General features: G+C 68.5%; 18 protein-coding genes. 15 read left to right on the forward strand and 3 right to left on the reverse strand.

The window, feature by feature from the left end:
* The first annotated feature begins 1 nt into the window (after nucleotide 1).
* From WG903_RS10830 to WG903_RS10855, 6 genes are read left to right on the forward strand one after another with little or no spacing between them, the layout of a single operon-like run.
* Nucleotides 2–808 (forward strand): beta-ketoacyl synthase chain length factor, encoded by an 807-nt coding sequence (locus tag WG903_RS10830; RefSeq protein WP_340075144.1) that lies wholly within the window; start codon nucleotides 2–4, stop codon nucleotides 806–808.
* Nucleotides 805–1,230 (forward strand): hydroxymyristoyl-ACP dehydratase, encoded by a 426-nt coding sequence (locus WG903_RS10835; protein WP_340075146.1) that lies wholly within the window; start codon nucleotides 805–807, stop codon nucleotides 1,228–1,230. Before WG903_RS10830 ends, WG903_RS10835 begins: the two co-directional genes overlap by 4 nt.
* Nucleotides 1,227–1,955 carry a 3-oxoacyl-ACP reductase FabG gene (gene fabG / locus WG903_RS10840; protein WP_340075148.1) on the forward strand — a complete coding sequence of 243 codons (729 nt, stop codon included), beginning with the start codon at nucleotides 1,227–1,229 and terminating at the stop codon, nucleotides 1,953–1,955. Before WG903_RS10835 ends, fabG begins: the two co-directional genes overlap by 4 nt.
* 2 nt (nucleotides 1,956–1,957) lie before the next feature.
* Nucleotides 1,958–2,800: a glycosyltransferase family 2 protein gene (locus WG903_RS10845; RefSeq protein WP_340075150.1), complete on the forward strand. Its 843-nt coding sequence runs from the start codon at nucleotides 1,958–1,960 to the stop codon at nucleotides 2,798–2,800.
* The gene (locus WG903_RS10850; RefSeq protein WP_340075152.1) at nucleotides 2,797–3,528 is read left to right on the forward strand and encodes an ABC transporter ATP-binding protein; all 732 of its coding nucleotides are present in this window, start codon (nucleotides 2,797–2,799) and stop codon (nucleotides 3,526–3,528) included. The genes WG903_RS10845 and WG903_RS10850 overlap by 4 nt, the downstream gene beginning before the upstream one ends.
* A 9-nt stretch (nucleotides 3,529–3,537) precedes the next feature.
* Entirely contained in the window at nucleotides 3,538–4,743 is a 1,206-nt protein-coding gene (locus WG903_RS10855) for an ABC transporter permease (RefSeq protein WP_340075154.1), read from the forward strand.
* 3 nt (nucleotides 4,744–4,746) lie between these two features.
* Here the strand turns inward: WG903_RS10855 and WG903_RS10860 are convergent, their stop codons facing one another.
* Both WG903_RS10860 and WG903_RS10865 read right to left on the reverse strand, forming a co-directional pair.
* Nucleotides 4,747–5,598 (reverse strand): alpha/beta fold hydrolase, encoded by an 852-nt coding sequence (locus WG903_RS10860; protein WP_340075156.1) that lies wholly within the window; start codon nucleotides 5,596–5,598, stop codon nucleotides 4,747–4,749.
* Between the two features lie 67 nt (nucleotides 5,599–5,665).
* Complete coding sequence (locus WG903_RS10865) at nucleotides 5,666–5,842, reverse strand: hypothetical protein (RefSeq protein ID WP_340075158.1); 177 nt, start codon at nucleotides 5,840–5,842, stop codon at nucleotides 5,666–5,668.
* Nucleotides 5,843–5,938: 96 nt separating this feature from the next.
* Between WG903_RS10865 and WG903_RS10870 the strand changes: the two genes are divergently transcribed.
* Nucleotides 5,939–6,676, forward strand: coding sequence for an SDR family oxidoreductase (locus WG903_RS10870; protein ID WP_340075160.1), 738 nt, complete (start codon nucleotides 5,939–5,941; stop codon nucleotides 6,674–6,676).
* A 4-nt stretch (nucleotides 6,677–6,680) separates the two neighbouring features.
* Here WG903_RS10870 and WG903_RS10875 read toward each other — a convergent pair whose 3' ends face one another.
* Entirely contained in the window at nucleotides 6,681–7,106 is a 426-nt protein-coding gene (locus WG903_RS10875; RefSeq protein WP_340075162.1) for an RNA-binding S4 domain-containing protein, read from the reverse strand.
* A gap of 71 nt (nucleotides 7,107–7,177) precedes the next feature.
* On the opposite strand from WG903_RS10875, the gene WG903_RS10880 reads away from it, so the two are divergent.
* The 8 genes from WG903_RS10880 (at nucleotide 7,178) to WG903_RS10915 (ending at nucleotide 16,982) form a co-directional block, all read left to right on the forward strand.
* A complete protein-coding gene (locus tag WG903_RS10880; protein ID WP_340075164.1) occupies nucleotides 7,178–8,647 on the forward strand; it encodes a sigma-54 interaction domain-containing protein in 1,470 nt (489 codons plus the stop codon).
* Between the two features lie 165 nt (nucleotides 8,648–8,812).
* Nucleotides 8,813–10,012: a substrate-binding domain-containing protein gene (locus tag WG903_RS10885; protein ID WP_340075167.1), complete on the forward strand. Its 1,200-nt coding sequence runs from the start codon at nucleotides 8,813–8,815 to the stop codon at nucleotides 10,010–10,012.
* Nucleotides 10,013–10,125: 113 nt separating this feature from the next.
* Nucleotides 10,126–11,625: an extracellular catalytic domain type 2 short-chain-length polyhydroxyalkanoate depolymerase gene (locus WG903_RS10890; RefSeq protein ID WP_340075169.1), complete on the forward strand. Its 1,500-nt coding sequence runs from the start codon at nucleotides 10,126–10,128 to the stop codon at nucleotides 11,623–11,625.
* A 24-nt stretch (nucleotides 11,626–11,649) separates the two neighbouring features.
* On the forward strand, nucleotides 11,650–12,483 hold the full coding sequence (locus WG903_RS10895) for an ABC transporter ATP-binding protein (RefSeq protein ID WP_340075171.1): 834 nt from the start codon (nucleotides 11,650–11,652) through the stop codon (nucleotides 12,481–12,483).
* Nucleotides 12,480–13,205, forward strand: a complete 726-nt coding sequence (locus WG903_RS10900; RefSeq protein WP_340075173.1) for an ABC transporter ATP-binding protein — start codon at nucleotides 12,480–12,482, stop codon at nucleotides 13,203–13,205. The genes WG903_RS10895 and WG903_RS10900 overlap by 4 nt, the downstream gene beginning before the upstream one ends.
* A complete protein-coding gene (locus tag WG903_RS10905) occupies nucleotides 13,202–14,179 on the forward strand; it encodes a branched-chain amino acid ABC transporter permease (protein WP_340075175.1) in 978 nt (325 codons plus the stop codon). Before WG903_RS10900 ends, WG903_RS10905 begins: the two co-directional genes overlap by 4 nt.
* A gap of 7 nt (nucleotides 14,180–14,186) precedes the next feature.
* Nucleotides 14,187–15,233: a branched-chain amino acid ABC transporter permease gene (locus WG903_RS10910; protein WP_340075177.1), complete on the forward strand. Its 1,047-nt coding sequence runs from the start codon at nucleotides 14,187–14,189 to the stop codon at nucleotides 15,231–15,233.
* A 36-nt stretch (nucleotides 15,234–15,269) separates the two neighbouring features.
* Nucleotides 15,270–16,982 (forward strand): carboxylesterase/lipase family protein, encoded by a 1,713-nt coding sequence (locus WG903_RS10915; RefSeq protein WP_340078225.1) that lies wholly within the window; start codon nucleotides 15,270–15,272, stop codon nucleotides 16,980–16,982.
* Nucleotides 16,983–16,998: the final 16 nt, after the last annotated feature.

Below are 16,998 nucleotides of genomic sequence, written 5' to 3' on the forward strand. Positions count from 1 at the left end.
CGTGGCCGAGTTCGACTTCTTCCTGTATGCGGCGGCGGTGCTCGCGCCCGGGCTGTCGTCGCTGGCGCAGCTTCGCGCCATTGCGTCGGGCGCAGAGGCCTATGCGCATGCGCCGCTGGCATTGCCCGCGCCCGCCATGCTGCCCGCGCAGGAGCGCAGGCGGGCCAGCCAGGCCGTGCGCCTGGTCCTCGCATGCATCGAACAGGCGCTGCAAGGCTCCCCGTTCCCGGCGGCGACGCTGCGGCCCGTGTTCGCGGCGGACGAAGGCACCGGCGAGGTGAGCGTGCAAATGCTGGAAGCGCTCGCGACGACGCGCCAGGTCTCGCCCCTCGTGTTCTCGAACTCGGTGCTCAATGCGCCATCGGGCTACTTCTCGATCGCGTGGGGCAATCGCGAACCGGCGACCGTGGTGAGCCTGGGGCTGGAGAGCTTCGCGAGCGGCCTGCTGTGCGCCGTCGTCGAGGCGCGCGCCACGGGCGCCCCGGTCTTGCTCGTGAATTACGATCCCGTGATGACCGCGCCCATGAACGAGCAGCTCCCCATCGCCGATGCGATGGCCAGCGCGTGGGTCATCGGCTGCGGCCCATCGGAAGTTTCGGCGCTCGCATCGTTCAGCGTAGCGCTCGACGCACGCGGCGATGCTCAAGCATCGGCACTGCCGGACTGGATGCCCGCGCCATGGTCGCAGCAGGCGAGCGCCGCCGGCGTCGCGGCTCTGGCGCTGCTCGAATCGCCCGCGGGCACGCAGCGGCGGTTGCCCCTGGGCGCGCAGATGCTCACCTTGCGCCGCCAGGAGATTCCGGCATGAAGCTCGACCGCGCGACGATCGAACGGCTGGTGCCGCAGACGGGGACGATGTGCCTGCTCGACGCCGTCAGCCAGTGGAACGCGGGCAGCATCGTGTGCACCGCCGATGCGCCGGGGTCCGACCATCCGCTCGCGCGCGACGAGCACGTGCCGGCGATCGCGTCGTGCGAATACGCCGCGCAGGCGGCGGCGATCCACGGTGCGCTGATCGAACATGCGCTGGCGCCACGCGCCGGCATGCTCGCCAAGCTGATGGACATCGAGCTGCATGCGCCCGGCTTCCCCGCCGGCGAGCCGGTGCGCGTGCGCGCCGAGATGCTCAGCCGCGTCGCGGCCGGTTGCCTCTATTCGTTCCAGGTCAGCGCGGGCGAAAGCCCGGTTTGCGACGGCCGGCTGATGGTCGTCTTCGGGGCGCCGGCATGACGGCGCGGCGGCGGGCCCTCGTGACCGGCGGCAGCGGCGCCATCGGCGCTGCGATCTGCCGCGCACTCGCGGCCGGCGGCGCCGACGTGATCGTGCATGCCAACCAGGGACTGGATCGCGCGCAGGCGCTGGCGCAGGAGCTGCGAGCAGCGGGCGCGCAGGCCGAAGCGGTAGCCTTCGACTTGCGCGATGCGCAAGCGGTGCGGCAAGGGATCGAGGGCATCCTCGCCGGCGGCGCCGTGCAAGTCCTCGTGAACAATGCGGGCCGCCACCGCGACGCACTCATGGCCGGCATGGACGACGACACGTGGCACGAGGTGATCGACACCAACCTGAACGGCTTCTTCCGCGTCACCCAGCCGCTGCTGTTGCCGATGGTGCGCACGCGCTGGGGCCGCATCATCGCCATCGGCTCCGTGGCGGGGCAGGCGGGCAACCGCGGGCAGTCCAACTACGCGGCGGCCAAGGCGGGGTTGCAGGCGGCATGCAAGTCGCTGGCGATGGAAGTCGCGAACCGCGGCATCACCGTCAACGTGGTGTCGCCCGGCGTGATCGACACGGGGATGGCCGAGGCCGCGTTTCCCCCGGAGAGAATCCAGGCGCTGGTCCCTTCGGGGCGCGCGGGGCGACCGGAGGAAGTGGCGGCTGTCGTCGCGTTCCTCGCATCCGATGCCGCGAGCTACGTGACGGGGCAGGTGATCGGGGTCAACGGGGGGCTGTACTGAGCATGCAATTCGAATCCGGCGACAACGCGGCCGCGCAGTGGGACGGCGCGTGGATCGCGATCCCCGCCTTCCAGGAAGCAGGGACGATCCGCGAGCTGGCACGCGGCGCGCTGGCCCTGTGCCCGCGCGTGATCGTCGTGGACGACGGCTCGAGCGACGGCACGCGCGAACAGCTCGCCGGCCTGCCGGTGACGCTGTTGGCCCACGAGAGTAACCAGGGCAAGGCGGCCAGCCTGTGCACGGCGTTCGCGCATGCGCTGCAGCAGGGCGCGCGCTGCGTCGTCACGCTCGACGGCGACGGGCAGCACGATCCCGCCGACGCGCCTTACCTCATGGCGGCCTGGCAACGCGATCCGTCGAACATCGTGATCGGCTCGCGGCTGCACGACCGCAGCCAGTTCCCGCCGGCGCGCTACCGCGCCAACAGGTTCGCGTGCTTCTGGATCTCGTGGGCCGCGGGCCATCCCATCGCCGATTCGCAATCGGGTTTCCGCATCTATCCCGCCGAGGTGATGCGGCTCGCGCTGGCGCGCGTGCACGGCAGCCGTTTCACGTTCGAAAGCGAGATCCTCATCGAGGCCGCGGCGCGGGGCCATCGCACGCTGGCCGTCGCCATCCCGGGGCGCTACCCGGTGCAGGCGCGCGCCAGCCATTTCCGCCCCGTCATCGACATCGCCAAGATCGTGATCATGGTCGCGGGGCGCCTGCTCGCGCAGGGGATGGCGCCGCTGGGCCTGTGGCGCAGCCTGCACCAGCCGGTGGTGCTGCCGGGCCGGCGCGGCACCGGCGAAGCGCCGGATCGCGCCCAGCATGCGGCGAACGCGCCGAAAGCACCGGTGCAATGACCGAGACCGTGCTCGCCGCCGAGCAGTTGCGCTACACCTATCCCGGCCGCACCGAGCCGGCGCTGCGGCAGGTTGACCTGCACCTGTCGCGCGGCCAGGCCCTGGGCCTGCTCGGGCCGAACGGCTCGGGCAAGTCCACGCTGATCAGCCTGCTGGTGGGCCTGCGCAAGCCGCAGGCCGGCCGGATCGTCCACCGCGGGGGCAAGCCGTCGGTGGCGTGGGTGCCGCAGGAATATGCGTTCTACCCGGACCTCACCTGCGACGAGAACCTGCGCTTCTTCGCCGGGATGCTGGACCTGGCCGACGCGGAGCGATCCGTGCGTGTCGGCAAGGCCATCGAGGCGTGCATGCTGCAGGAGTTCGCCGCGCGCCGCGCGCGCGAGTGCTCGGGCGGCGTCCGCCGCCGCCTCAACCTGGCGATCGGCCTGCTGCAAAGCCCCGACGTCCTGCTGCTGGACGAACCGACCGTCGGCGTGGACCCGCAGTCGCGCGCCTTCCTGCTCGACCGCGTGCGCGACATGGCGGCGCAAGGGACCGCGGTCCTCTATGCGACGCATTACATGGAGGAGGTGAGCGCCGTGTGCTCGCACATCCTGCTGCTGGACCACGGGCAGGTGCTCGCGAGCGGCGACCTGCCGACGCTGTTGCAGGCGCAAGGGCAGGGCGGTCCCTTCGCGGACCTCGAAGCCCTCTTCATGCACTACACGCAGCGGCGGCTGCGGGACTGAGGCGAGCGCATGGGCCACACGTTCCGGCAAATGCTGCGCATCGCGGCGAAGGAATGGCAGCTGCTGCTGCGCAACCCGCACGGGCTCGCGGTGCTGTTCCTGATGCCGGGCATCTTCGTGCTGGTGATGTCTTTCACGCTGAAGAACACCCTCATCCAGAAAATCGAGCTGCCGCGTGCGGGCTGGGTCGTCGAGGACCAGCGGCCCGCCGCTCGCCAGTGGGTCCGCGAATGGCTCGCGCAACATGGCGGGACGCAGTTCGCCTCGCGGCAGGAGCTGCGCGACGCGCTCAAGGCGCGCCGGGTCGAAGCCGGGGTGGTCGTACCGCCCACGCTCTTCGGCGCGGAGAACAGGCCCGATGCGTCCAAGCTGGAGATGTGGCTGGGCAACCTCGTGCAGCCTGCGGCCGCGGCGCGCTTGCGCACCGAGCTCACGTTCTCGCTGGTGCAGGTGCAGATGAAGGTGCTGGCGGCCAATGCGGGGCCCTTCGCCAGCGTGCTCGTCGACGGGACTTCAGGCGCGGACCTGCTCGCCAACGGCACGCCGGCGGTGCGCTACCTGTACGAGATCGAGTCGGGGCGCGCAATGACGGCCGTCCAGCAAAGCGTGCCGGCCTGGCTCGTGTTCGGCATGTTCTTCGTGGTGATCCCGATCGCGGGGGTCCTGATCCAGGAGCGCAACGAAGGCACGCTCGATCGCCTGGCAACGCTTGGCGTGAGCGCGGATGCCATGCTGGGGGGCAAGCTGGCCGCGTTCGTGCTGCTCAACTGGGTCCAGCTCGCGTTCATGGTGCTCGTGGGCCGCTGGCTCGTGCCGCTGCTCGGCGGCGATGCGCTGCATCTCGATGTGTCGGTCCCCTGGTTCCTGCTCATCGTGCTGGCGACGAGTGCGGCGGCGGTGGCGCTGGCGTTGCTCATCGCCGCGTACACGCGCACCTTCGACCACGCCGCCGCGCTGGGTGGCGGCCTCAACGTCATCCTGGGGGCGATCGCCGGCGTGATGGTTCCGCGCATGCTCATGCCGCCGGGGCTGCAGCGCATCTCCGAGTGGTCGCCCATGGGCTGGGCGCTGGACGGCATGCAATCCGTCTTCCTCGGCGACCCGACGCCGGGGCACATGTGGCCCCGGATCGGGCTGCTCGTGGCTTTCGCGGCCGTGTGCCTGGCGCTGTCGTGGCGCGCGCTGCGCCGGCGCCATCTCGGGCCGGCGGGTTGAGCGTCAGTCCGAGGAGATGAATCGCCGCAGGACGGCGAAGGCGGCTTCGGGATCGTCGCGCCACGCGCCGTGGCCCACGTTCGGGAAGCGCGCGAACTGCACCAGCTGCTTCGGCAAGGCGGCGACAATCTCCTCGGCATCCGTGATGTCGCAGATCGGGTCTTCCTCGCCCGCCATCACGAGCACCGGGCATTGCGCGCGTGCCAGGCCCGGCGCGAGGTCCATGGTGCGGATTTCGTTCGCGGCGAAGTCCAGCAGGATGTCCTTGTTCATCGTCACGCGGTCGCCGCCCATCGCGTCACGGGCCGGTTGCGTGTTGTACAGGTGGCGGCACGTGTCCCAGTACACCTGGAAGGTCTCGGCGCTGGGGTTCGACCAGTAGGCCTCGGTCGCCTGTCGCGCCTTCTCGCCGCCCTTGCGCCCGAACGCATCGAGCTTGCGCTGCAGCACCCAGCGCGGCGACGTGCTGGAGATCACGACCTTGCCCGGATGGCCCGGGTGCCGCGCGATGTACTTCTGCGCCACCATCCCGCCGAAGGACTGGCCCAGCACGATGGGTTTTTCGATGCCGAGCGCGTCGCACAGGCGCACGATGTCATCGGCCCAGGTGTCCAGCGTCCACTCCTCGCGCGGCCTGCGGTCGCTGCGCCCATGGCCGCGGTGGTCGTAGTAGACGATTTGCGCCACGTCGGCCAACTGCGAGAACGCCGGCTTGAAACTGGTGTGGTCGAAGCCGGGCCCGCCGTGCATGCAGATGAGCGTGGGCTTCTCGCGCATGGCAGCGCCGTCGGGCACAAGGCCCGGGCCTTCCACGTCCACGTAAAGGCGTACGCCGCCACCGATGTCGATCCGCATGGGGCCGCAGTGTAGGCAGGAAAACCAAAGGCCGCCCGCGGGCGGCCTTTGCGGGTGAGGGGAGCGGTCAGCGCTGCGGCGCGGGCTGCGATTGCTCCGTCTTGGCGGGCTGCTGCGCGTTCGCGGCGCGCGCGCCCGCCGGCAGCGTGAGGCCATAGGAAGCCGCCGTGACCGCCAGGATCACGGGCAGGCGCTGCAGGATCGAGGCCGTCCTGTTCTCGTTTGATTTCTGGGTTCTTTGCATTCGGTACTCCGGGCCCGGAATATTGCCCCTTCACATGGCACAGCCGTGACAGCCCCTCGCGTGACGCCGCGTCGGAAGAGTCCGACACTTGCGGCCATGAACACGCAAACCAGCAAGGGCGTCGCACTCGTCGTGGGTGCGGGCGATTCCACAGGCGGCGCGATCGCGCGCCGCTTCGCGCAGGGCGGCTGCACGGCCGTCGTCACGCGGCGCGACGGCGAGAAGCTGCAGCCGCTCGTCGACGCGATCCGCGCCGCGGGCGGGCAGGCGCACGGCATTGCATCGGATGCCCGCCGCGAGGAGGACGTCATCGCGCTCGTCGAGCAGGTCGAGCGCGACATCGGCCCCATCGAGGCTTTCGTCTTCAACATCGGCGCGAACGTGCGCACCAGCATCCTCGAGGAAACGGCGCGCCGTTACCAGAAGATCTGGGAGATGGCGTGCTTCGCCGGCTTCCTGAACGCCCGCGAAGTCGCCAAGCGGATGGTCAACCGCGAGCGCGGCACGATCATCTTCACCGGCGCGACGGCGTCGCTGCGCGGCTCGGCGAACTTCGCCGCGTTCGCCGGCGCCAAGGCGGCGCTGCGGGCGCTTGCGCAAAGCATGGCGCGCGAGCTGGGCCCGCGGAACATCCACGTGGCGCACGTCGTGGTCGACGGCGCGATCGACACGGAGTTCATCCGCACCCAGTTCCCGGAGCGCTACGCGCTCAAGGACCAGGAGGGCATCCTCAGCCCCGAGCACATCGCCGAGAACTACTGGTGGCTGCACCAGCAGCCGCGCGATGCGTGGACCTTCGAGCTGGACCTGCGGCCCTACATGGAGAAGTGGTAGCGGCTCAGGCCTTGTCGTCGTCGACGGACGCGCTCCAGCGGTCGCCCCAGCCGCGCTGCGCCTGGTCCAGCTCGCGCCGCCCGCGCTTGGTGGGTCGGCCGTGCTCGATGCTGTGGGCCGGCTCAGGTGCGTCGCGGCGCTGCTGCGCGGCGCGCTCGCGGGCCGCGATGCTCTCCGCCGTTTCCTCGTAGAGCAATTGCGCGACCGGCGCGGGCCCGCGCACTTCCGACAGGCCCTTCACGACGACCGTGCGCTGCACGTAGCCATGGCGCACGGCGACCACGTCGCCGGCCTTCACTTCCCGTGCGGGCTTCTGCACCTCCTGCCCGTTCACGCTGACGCGGCCGCGGCCGATCTCGTCCACGGCGAGCGTGCGCGTCTTGAAGAAGCGCGCCGCCCACAACCACCTGTCGATGCGCTGCCGATCCATCTCTGTGGGTATTGTCCCCCACCGCGGGCAAATCCGGATGGCTCGCGCCAAGGCCCGGCTACGATGGACGCATGAAGCAGTCCCCCGCCCGCACCGAAGCCCTGCCGCTGGACGGCCAGCGCATCCTCGAGCTTGCGGCGAAGTCCATGTTCGACCTGTTCGCGAACGCGAGCGAAGGCATGCTGCTCGTCGACCGCGATTCGCGCGTCGTCTGGATCAACGACCAGTACCGCCGCTACCTGCCCGCGCTGGGCTTCCCGCGCGAGGAGGATTTCGTCGGCCATCCCGTGTCCGAGGTCATCCAGAACACGCAGATGCACCGCGTGATCCAGACGGGCAAGCCCATCCTGATCGACCTGCTCTCCAACCGCGCGGGCACGTTCGTCGTCAGCCGCATCCCGCTGCGCGACGAAAACGGCGAAGTCATCGGCGCGCTGGGCATCGTGCTCTTCGACCACCCGGAGACGACGCTGCAGCCCCTCATCCACAAGTTCGCCGCCCTGCAGCGCGACCTGGACGATGCGCGGCGCGAACTCGCCACGCAGCGGCGCAACAAGTACACGCTGGCGAGCTTCGTCGGCAGCAGCCCCGCCGCCACCGAAGTGAAGCGCCAGGCACGCCGCGCGGCGATGTCGTCCAGCCCGGTGCTGCTGCTCGGCGAAACCGGCACGGGCAAGGAACTGCTCGCGCACGCGATCCACGCCGCGTCGGGCCGCGCCAACGGGCCGCTCGTGGGCGTGAACATCGCGGCCGTTCCCGACACGCTGCTCGAGGCCGAGTTCTTCGGCGTCGCACCGGGCGCGTACACGGGCGCCGACCGCAAGGGCCGCGACGGCAAGTTCAAGCTGGCCGACGGCGGCACGCTGTTCCTCGACGAGATCGGCGACATGCCGCTGGTGCTGCAGCCGAAGCTGCTGCGCGCGTTGCAGGAAGGCGAGATCGAGCCCTTGGGCTCCAACAAGCTGGTGCCGTTCGATGCGCGCGTGATCGCCGCGACGTCGCGCGACCTCGGTGAGCTGGTGCGGCAAGGCAAGTTCCGCGAAGACCTGTTCTACCGCCTCAATGTGCTGCCCATCCGCGTGCCCGCCTTGCGCGAGCGGCTCGCCGACGTCCCCGCGCTCATCGAGGTGCTGGCCGAGGACATCGGCTTGCGCAACGGCTCGCCCGCGCCGGACTTCAGCGCGGACGCGATCGCGCTGCTGTCGGCACAGGCGTGGCGCGGCAACATCCGCGAGTTGCGCAACGTGCTGGAGCAGGCCGCGATGCGCAGCGACTCGCCGCACATCGACGTCCCGGGGGTGGAGGAAGTGCTGCGCGAGTCGGGCATCCAGCAGATCCAGCCGCCCGTGCGGCCCGTGGCCTCGACGGCCGCGAAAGCAGGGGACCGCGTGCTGCGGCCGCTCGCGCAACAGGTCGCCGAACTCGAGCGCGAAGCGATCGAAGCGGCGCTGGCTGCCACCTCGGGCAACAAGCTGGCCGCCGCGCGCCTGCTCGGCATCTCGCGCGCCAAGCTCTACGAAAGGCTGGACGCCACCGTCTGAAAATCGGACAACTGTTCGGCTATCAGACAGTTAGACTTGCCTTATTTCCAGACACCACCGTGGTGCGCTGGAAAAAAGTCCAATGAAATCAAAAGGCTTCAGCTTGGCACGCCACGTGCATGAGCCAGCCGGTTCCCGACGAAGTTCATTATTAGAGGAGACACCATGCAACGCCGTTCCTGGCTGGCGCTGGCTGCCATCGCCGCTTCCGCCTTCACCACCCCCTTCGCTTTCGGCCAGGCGAAGGACATCAAGATTGCCCACATCTACAGCCGCACCGGCCCGCTCGAGGCCTACGGCAAGCAGACCCAGACGGGCCTGCAGATGGGATTCGAGTACGCCACGGGCGGCACGATGCAGGTCAACGGCCGCAAGATCGTGCTGATCGAGAAGGACGACCAGGGCAAGCCCGACGTGGGCAAGTCGCTGCTGCAGGCGGCCTACGCCGACGACAAGGTGGACCTCGCCATCGGCCCGACGTCTTCCGGCGTCGCGCTCGCGATGCTGCCGGTCGCCGAGGAATACAAGAAGGTGCTGCTGGTGGAGCCGGCCGTGGCCGACTCGATCACCGGCGAGCGCTGGAACAAGTACATCTTCCGCACCGGCCGCTCGAGCTCGCAGGACGCGATCTCCAACGCGGTGGCCGTCGACCTGCCCAACACCAGCGTCGCGACGCTGGCGCAGGACTACGCCTTCGGCCGTGACGGCGTGAAGGCGTTCAAGGAAGCGCTCAAGAACTCCAAGATCATCCACGAGGAATACCTGCCGCAGACGACGACGGACTTCACCGCCGGCTTCCAGCGCATCGTCGACAACCTGAAGGACAAGCCGGGCCGCAAGGTGATCTTCGTGATCTGGGCCGGCGCGAACCCGCCGTTCGCCAAGCTTGCCGACCTGGACCTGAAGAAGCGCTACGGCATCGACGTGGCAACGGGCGGCAACATCCTGCCGGCCATGGTCCCGTACAACAACTTCCCGGGAATGGAAGGCGCGAGCTACTACTACTTCGGCTTCTCCAAGAACCAGCCGAACCTGTGGCTCGTGACCAACCACTACACGCGCTTCAAGTCGCCGCCGGACTTCTTCACCGCCGGCGGGTTCTCCGCCGCGATGGCCGTGGTCGCCGCGCTCAAGAAGACCGCCGGCGACACCAACACCGACAAGCTCATCGGGGCGATGGAAGGCCTGACCTTCGAGACGCCCAAGGGCAACATGACCTTCCGCAAGGAAGACCACCAGGCCATGCAGTCGATGTACCACTTCCGGGTTTCGCCCGGCGCGCGGCCCGGTGCGATGGCCGACCTGTCCCTCGTGAAGGAAATCAAGCCGACCGAGATGCAGGTGCCGATCAAGAACAAGCGCTAGCCACCGCTTTCCACGGGCGCGGCCGCGCCCCTTTTTGTTCCGTTGATTGAGAGAACCCCCGGGCACACGGGGGCGAGGGGCTGTTCGACCCTCAACCACCAAGGAGACACTCAATGACGTTCCAGAAAGCGCTTCGTGCCCTCGTGGGTGCGGCGGCCCTTGCCATCGCGTTCGCCGCCCAGGGGGCAGTCCCGCTTGCGAAGTACAACGTCGACAAGACGCAGACCACCGTGTCGGGCCTCTCGTCCGGCGGCTTCATGGCGAACCAGCTCGGCTACGCGCATTCGTCGCTGTTCAAGGGCGTGGCGGTCTTCGCCGGCGGCCCGTACATGTGCGCGGGCCACAACAACTACACGGCGTGCATGTACAACGCGTCGATCTCCAGCGCCATGCTGACGACGATGCAGAACGACATCAACGCTTGGAGCGGCAACCAGATCGACGCCAAGTCGAACGTCGCCGGCCAGAAGGTCTACATGTTCGTCGGCACGAGCGACTTCACCGTGGGGCCGAACCCCATGAACGCGGTGCAGACGCAGTACACGAACAACGGCGTGGCGGCGGCGAACCTGTCGTACGTGCAGCGCGCCAGCACGGCCCACGTCTTCCCGACCGACTTCGACGCCACCGGCAACAACGCCTGCAATTCCAGCTCCTCCCCGTACATCAGCAACTGCGGCTACGACGGCGCGAAGGCGATGTTCGAGAAGTTCTACGGCACGCTGAATGCGCGCAACAACGCGCCGGCGGCGGGCAACTACATCCAGTTCGACCAGACGCCGTACATCGCCGGCAACCCGGGCATGTCGCCCAACGGCTGGCTCTACGTGCCGGCCAATTGCGCGAGCGGCGCGCAGTGCAAGGTGCACGTGGCCCTGCACGGCTGCCAGCAGAACTACGACACCATCGGCGACAAGTACGTCAAGAACACCGGCATCACTCGCTGGGCCGACACCAACAGCATCATCGTGCTGTTCCCGCAGACCAAGGTGGACAGCACCAGCCGCCAGACGTCCGCCAGCGGCTCGCTCGGCAACCCGAACGGCTGCTGGGACTGGATCGGCTGGTACGGCACCAATTTCTCGCAGAAGGCCGGCACGCAGGTCGCCGCGATCAAGGCGATGGTCGACCAGGTCTCGTCCGGCACGGGCGGCGGGGGCGGCGGCGGCACGCTGCCGGCGCCCACGGGCGTGGCGACGAGCGGCGCGACCAACACCACGATGAACATCACGTGGGGCGCGGTCACCGGCGCCTCCGGCTACAACGTCTTCCGCAACGGCGGCAAGGTCAACGGCAGCCTGGTCGCGGGCACGAGCTTCACCGACAGCGGGCTGGCCGCGGGTACCACCTACTCCTGGTCCGTCGCCGCGGTCGACTCCGCCGGCACGCAGGGCGCGATGTCGTCGTCCGTGAACGGCACCACGACGGGCGCCACGCCCGTCTGCTACACGGCCAACAACTACAACCACACCGTCGCCGGCCGCGCGCACCAGAGCGGCGGCTACGCATACGCCAACGGGTCCAACCAGAACATGGGCCTGTGGAACGTCTACACCGTGACAACCCTGAAGCAGACCGGCACGAACTACTACGTGATCGGCACCTGTCCCTGATCGTCCACTTTCTCCCATGAACCAATGAGCCTGCTCGCGACCAAGGACCTGACCATCCGCTTCGGCGGCCACGTGGCGGTCAACGGCGTCACCTGTGCCTTCCAGCCGGGAACGCTGACCGCCATCGTCGGCCCCAACGGGGCAGGGAAGACCACCTACTTCAACCTGATCTCCGGGCAGCTCAAGGCCACGGCCGGGCAGGTCACGCTCAACGGGCGCGACCTCTCCGGCCTTTCGGCCGCGCAGCGCACGCGCGCCGGCCTGGGCCGCGCGTTCCAGCTCACCAACCTGTTCCCGCGCCTGACGGTGATGGAGAACGTGCGCCTCGCGGTGCAGGCAGCGCGCGAAGGCGACCACCGCCGCGGCTTCAACCTGTGGAGCATCTGGAGCGACCACAAGGCGCTGCTGCAGCGTGCCGACGAAATCCTCGAGTCGGTCGCGATGAAGGACAAGGAGAACGAACTGGTGGCCAGCCTGCCGCACGGCGACCAGCGCAAGCTGGAGGTCGCGCTGCTCATGGCGCTGGATGCGCAGGTGTTCATGTTCGACGAGCCCACCGCCGGCATGAACGCCGCCGAAGCGCCCGTGATCCTGAACCTGATCCGCAGGCTCAAGGAAGACGCCAGCAAGACCATCCTGCTCGTGGAACACAAGATGGACGTCGTGCGCGAGCTCGCCGATCGCATCATCGTGCTGCACAACGGCGCGCTGGTGGCGGACGGCGCGCCCGCCGAAGTCATCGCCTCGCCGATCGTGCAGGAGGCCTACCTGGGCGTCAGCGCCGAGAAGGCGGGCGAGGAGCGCGAGGTGCCGCTGGAGCGGCCCGAGCTGCGCGTGGTGAACGGGGGCGGCAAATGAACGAGAACATCCTCGAGCTCTCGGGCGTGCACACGCACATCGGGGCGTACCACATCCTGCACGGCGTGGACTTCACCGTGCGCCGCGGCCAGCTCACGATGCTGCTCGGGCGCAACGGCGCCGGCAAGACGACGACGCTGCGCACGATCATGGGCCTGTGGCGCGCCTCGCAGGGCCGCATCGTGTTCAACGGCCAGGACATCACCAAGCTCGCCACGCCGCAGATCGCGCAGCTGAACGTGGCCTACGTGCCCGAGAACATGGGGATCTTCGCGGACCTCACCGTGAAGGAGAACATGCTGCTGGCCGCGCGCTGGGCCAAGAACATCGGGCAGATCGACTCGACGCGGCTGCAGTGGATCTTCTCGCTGTTCCCGGCCGTGGAGAAGTTCTGGAACCACCCGGCCGGCAAGCTCTCGGGCGGGCAAAAGCAGATGCTGGCCGTCTCGCGCGCGATCGTGGAGCCGCGCGAGCTGCTGATCGTCGACGAGCCGAGCAAGGGCCTGGCCCCCGCGATCATCAACAACATGATCGACGCGTTCGCGCAATTGAAGGCGAGCGGCGTCTCCATCCTGCTCGTCGAGCAAAACATCAACTTCGCCAAGCGCCTGGGCGACAACGTCGCCGTGATGGACAACGGCCGCATCGTGCACACCGGTTCGATGCAGCAGCTGGCCGAGGACGAGGAATTGCAGCACTCGCTGCTGGGGCTCGCGATATGAAGAGCGATTTCGACTGGAAACCCGTCGCGCTGGTCCCGCTGCTGGCGCTCATCGTGCTGCCGTTCATCGGCTCGCCGTCCACCTGGCTCACGCTCACCGTGGCGGGCCTGGCGATGGGCATGATCGTGTTCATCATCGCCTCGGGCCTCACGCTGGTCTTCGGCCTGATGGACGTCCTGAACTTCGGGCATGGCGTGTTCATCGCGCTCGGCGCCTTCGTGGCGACCAGCGTGCTGGGCTCGATGGGCGACTACACCGGCTCCGAAAGCCTGGTGCAGAACCTGCTGGCCGTGCTGCCGGCGATGGTCATCGCGATGCTGGTCGCCGGCGCCATCGGCCTGGCTTTCGAGCGCTTCATCGTGCGCCCGGTGTACGGCAACCACCTCAAGCAGATCCTGATCACGATGGGCGGGATGATCATCGGCGAGGAGCTGATCAAGGTCATCTGGGGCCCGCTGCAGATCCCGCTGCCGCTGCCCACGGCCATGCGCGGCTCCTACTTCGTCGGCGACGCCAACATCGAGAAGTACCGCATCGTCGCGGTGATCGTCGGCCTGGCGGTGTTCGGCATCCTGTGGTGGGTGCTGACGCGCACGAAGATCGGCCTCCTGATCCGCGCCGGCGTGCAGGACCGCGAGATGGTCGAGTCGCTCGGCTACCGCATCAAGGTGCTGTTCATCGGGGTGTTCGTGGTCGGCAGCGCACTCGCAGGCCTGGGGGGCGTGATGTGGGGCCTGTACCAGCAGAACGTCATCCCGCAGATGGGCGCCCAGGTCAACGTGCTGATCTTCATCGTGCTGATCATCGGCGGGCTGGGCTCCACGACCGGTGCGCTGATCGGCGCGCTGCTGGTGGGCCTGATGGCCAACTACACCGGCTTCCTGGTGCCGAAGGCGGCCCTCTTTTCCAACATCGCGCTGATGATGGCCATCCTGCTGTGGCGGCCCCAGGGCGTTTACGCACTGTCGAAGTGAGGCCGCGATGCTGACCCGACTCCTCTCCAACGACTACCCGCGCAGCCGCGTGCTGGCCGTGCTCCTCGTCGCGCTCGTCGTCGCGCTGGCGCTGACGCCCTTCATTTTCCCGGGTGCGAAGGCGCTGAGCGTCGCCGCCAAGGTGCTGGTCTTCGTCGTGCTGGTCGCGAGCTTCGACCTGCTGCTGGGCTACACCGGCATCGTGAGCTTCGCACACACGATGTTCTTCGGCATCGGCGCGTATGGCATCGCGATCGCCGCCACGCGCATGGGCCCGGGCTGGGGCTCGATCCTCGTGGGCCTCGTGGCAGCGCTCGCGCTGTCGTTCGTGCTCGCCTTGCTGGTCGGCCTGTTCTCGCTGCGCGTCAAGGCGATCTTCTTCTCGATGATCACGCTGGCGGTGGCCGCGGCCTTCCAGACGCTGGCGTCGCAGCTGTCGGACCTCACGGGCGGCGAAGACGGCCTGACCTTCAAGATGCCCGAGCTGCTGTCGCCCAGCTTCCAGCTCACCGAGTCAATCGACGGCCGCATGATCACCTACTACCTGCTGTTCGTCGTGGCCGTGGTGCTGTTCCTGGCGATGCTGCGCATCGTCAACTCGCCGTTCGGCCGCGTGCTGCAGGCGATCCGCGAGAACGAGTTCCGCGCCGAGGCCATCGGCTACCGCGTGGTCTATTTCCGCACGATGTCGAGCATCCTGTCGGCGCTGTTCGCCACGCTGGCCGGCGCGATGCTGGCGATCTGGCTGCGCTACAACGGGCCGGACACCTCGCTGTCGTTCGAGATCATGCTCGACGTGCTGCTGATCGTCGTCATCGGCGGCATGGGGACGATCTACGGCGCCTTGCTGGGCGCCGGCATCTTCCTCGTCGCGCAAAGCTACCTGCAGGACCTGCTGAAGCTGGCTTCCGACGCCGCGTCCGGCGTGTCGTGGCTGGCCGCGCTGCTGTCGCCCGACCGGTGGCTGCTGTGGCTCGGCGTCCTGTTCGTGCTGTCCGTCTACTACTTCCCGACAGGCGTCGTCGGCCGCCTGCGTGCGGCGCGCCGCGCCTGAAACCATTCAATCCCAACCGGAGGAGACGAAGTGAACATGAAGAACCTGTGGGCCCTGGGCCTCGTGGCGCTGCTCGCCGCGTGCGGCGGCGGGGGCGGCAACGACCCCACCGTGCGCATGACGCACCTGGGCGAGGTGAAGGGGGCCGAAGACTTCGGCCAGGGCACGTATTCGTGGAAGGGCATTCCCTTCGCGGCGCCGCCCACCGGCGCGCTGCGCTGGAAGGCGCCGGCCGAGCCGCAAGCGTGGACGTCGACCAAGCTCACGCAGTCGTTCGGCAATGCGTGCGCGCAGTACGGGCGCATCTACGGCCCCGGCACCAACAACACCTACGACGCGACGATCGGCACCACGCTGAACACCGCCGTGGGCAGCGAGGACTGCCTGTACCTGAACGTCTGGCGCCCGGGCACGAACGACGGCAACCTGCCCGTGATCGTGTTCTTCCACGGCGGCAGCAACGTGTCGGGCTACACCGCCGACCCGGTCTACAACGGCAGCGCCTTGGCCAAGAACGCCAACGCCGTGGTGGTCACGCCGAACTTCCGCCTGGGCGTGCTCGGCTTCTTCAGCCTGCCGCAGCTCAAGACGGGCGATGCGCAGACCAACTCCGGCAACTTCACGCTGCTCGACAGCATCAAGGCGCTGGAGTGGGTGCGCAAGAACGCCGCGGCCTTCGGCGGCAACCCGGACAACGTGACCATCGTCGGCCAGTCGGCCGGCGCGATCAACGTGTGGGCGCTGCAGACCTCGCCGCTGATGGTGGCGGCCAGCCCGAAGCTGTTCCACAAGGTGGTGCCGCTGTCCGGCGGCATCTCGATGGCGACCAACCTGCCGGCCGGCAGCATCCCGACGCTCTCGCCCGCGGTTGTCTACAACGCGCAAGGCACGGCGATGCTGCAGAACCTGCTGATCGCCGATGGCCTGGCGACGGACGTGGCATCGGCGAATGCGTACATCGCCACCCGCACCGACGCGCAGATCGCCGACTACGTGCGCGGCAAGACCAGCGCGCAGCTGTTCACGACGCTGCTCACCAAGCTGGCGCTCGCCGGCCTGGCGGGCTCGGGCCCCATCCCCGAGGGCACGGTCGTCGCATCCGATCCCATCGCCGCGATCAACGCCGGCAACTACGTGAAGGTGCCGGTCCTCGCGGGCAACACGCGCGACGAAGGCAAGCTGTTCCCGTCGTTCCTGCCGCTCGTCGGCGGCACGGGCAACGCGCGCATCGTCACCGACGCGCAGCTGTTCGCCAACCACTTCTCGTACAACCCCAACGCCACGCCGCAGACGACGGTCGACCAGTGGCTTGCCGCGTCCTACCTGCCGGTGAACGCGCCGACCACCGGCTTCACGGCGCGCGCCGAAACGCTCAACGCCGTGTTCTTCGGCCGCAGCCGCGACAACGTGCTGAACTCGCTGAAGACGCAGCAGAGCAACGTGTACTACTACCGCTTCGACTGGGACGAGCAGCCGGCCCCGTGGAACGACATCTACGGCGCGGTGCACCTGGTGGACCTGCCGTTCCTCTTCGGCACCTTCGGCCCCTCGCTGTTCGGGAACGTGTGGTTCAACGAAGCCAACAAGCCCGGCCGCCTGGAGCTGTCCGCCGCGATGATGCAGACGATGTCCGCCTTCGCGCGCACCGGCGACCCGAACAACGCCGCGCTGGGCGTGACGTGGCCGGTGTGGCCGAACAAGCTGGTGTTCGACGCCACGCCGACGGCCAAGGCCATCCACGTCGAGTAAGGGCCGCAGAGCCCGC

The sequence above is a fragment of the Ramlibacter sp. PS4R-6 genome (genome assembly GCF_037572775.1).
Taxonomy (GTDB): Bacteria; Pseudomonadota; Gammaproteobacteria; order Burkholderiales; family Burkholderiaceae_C; genus Ramlibacter.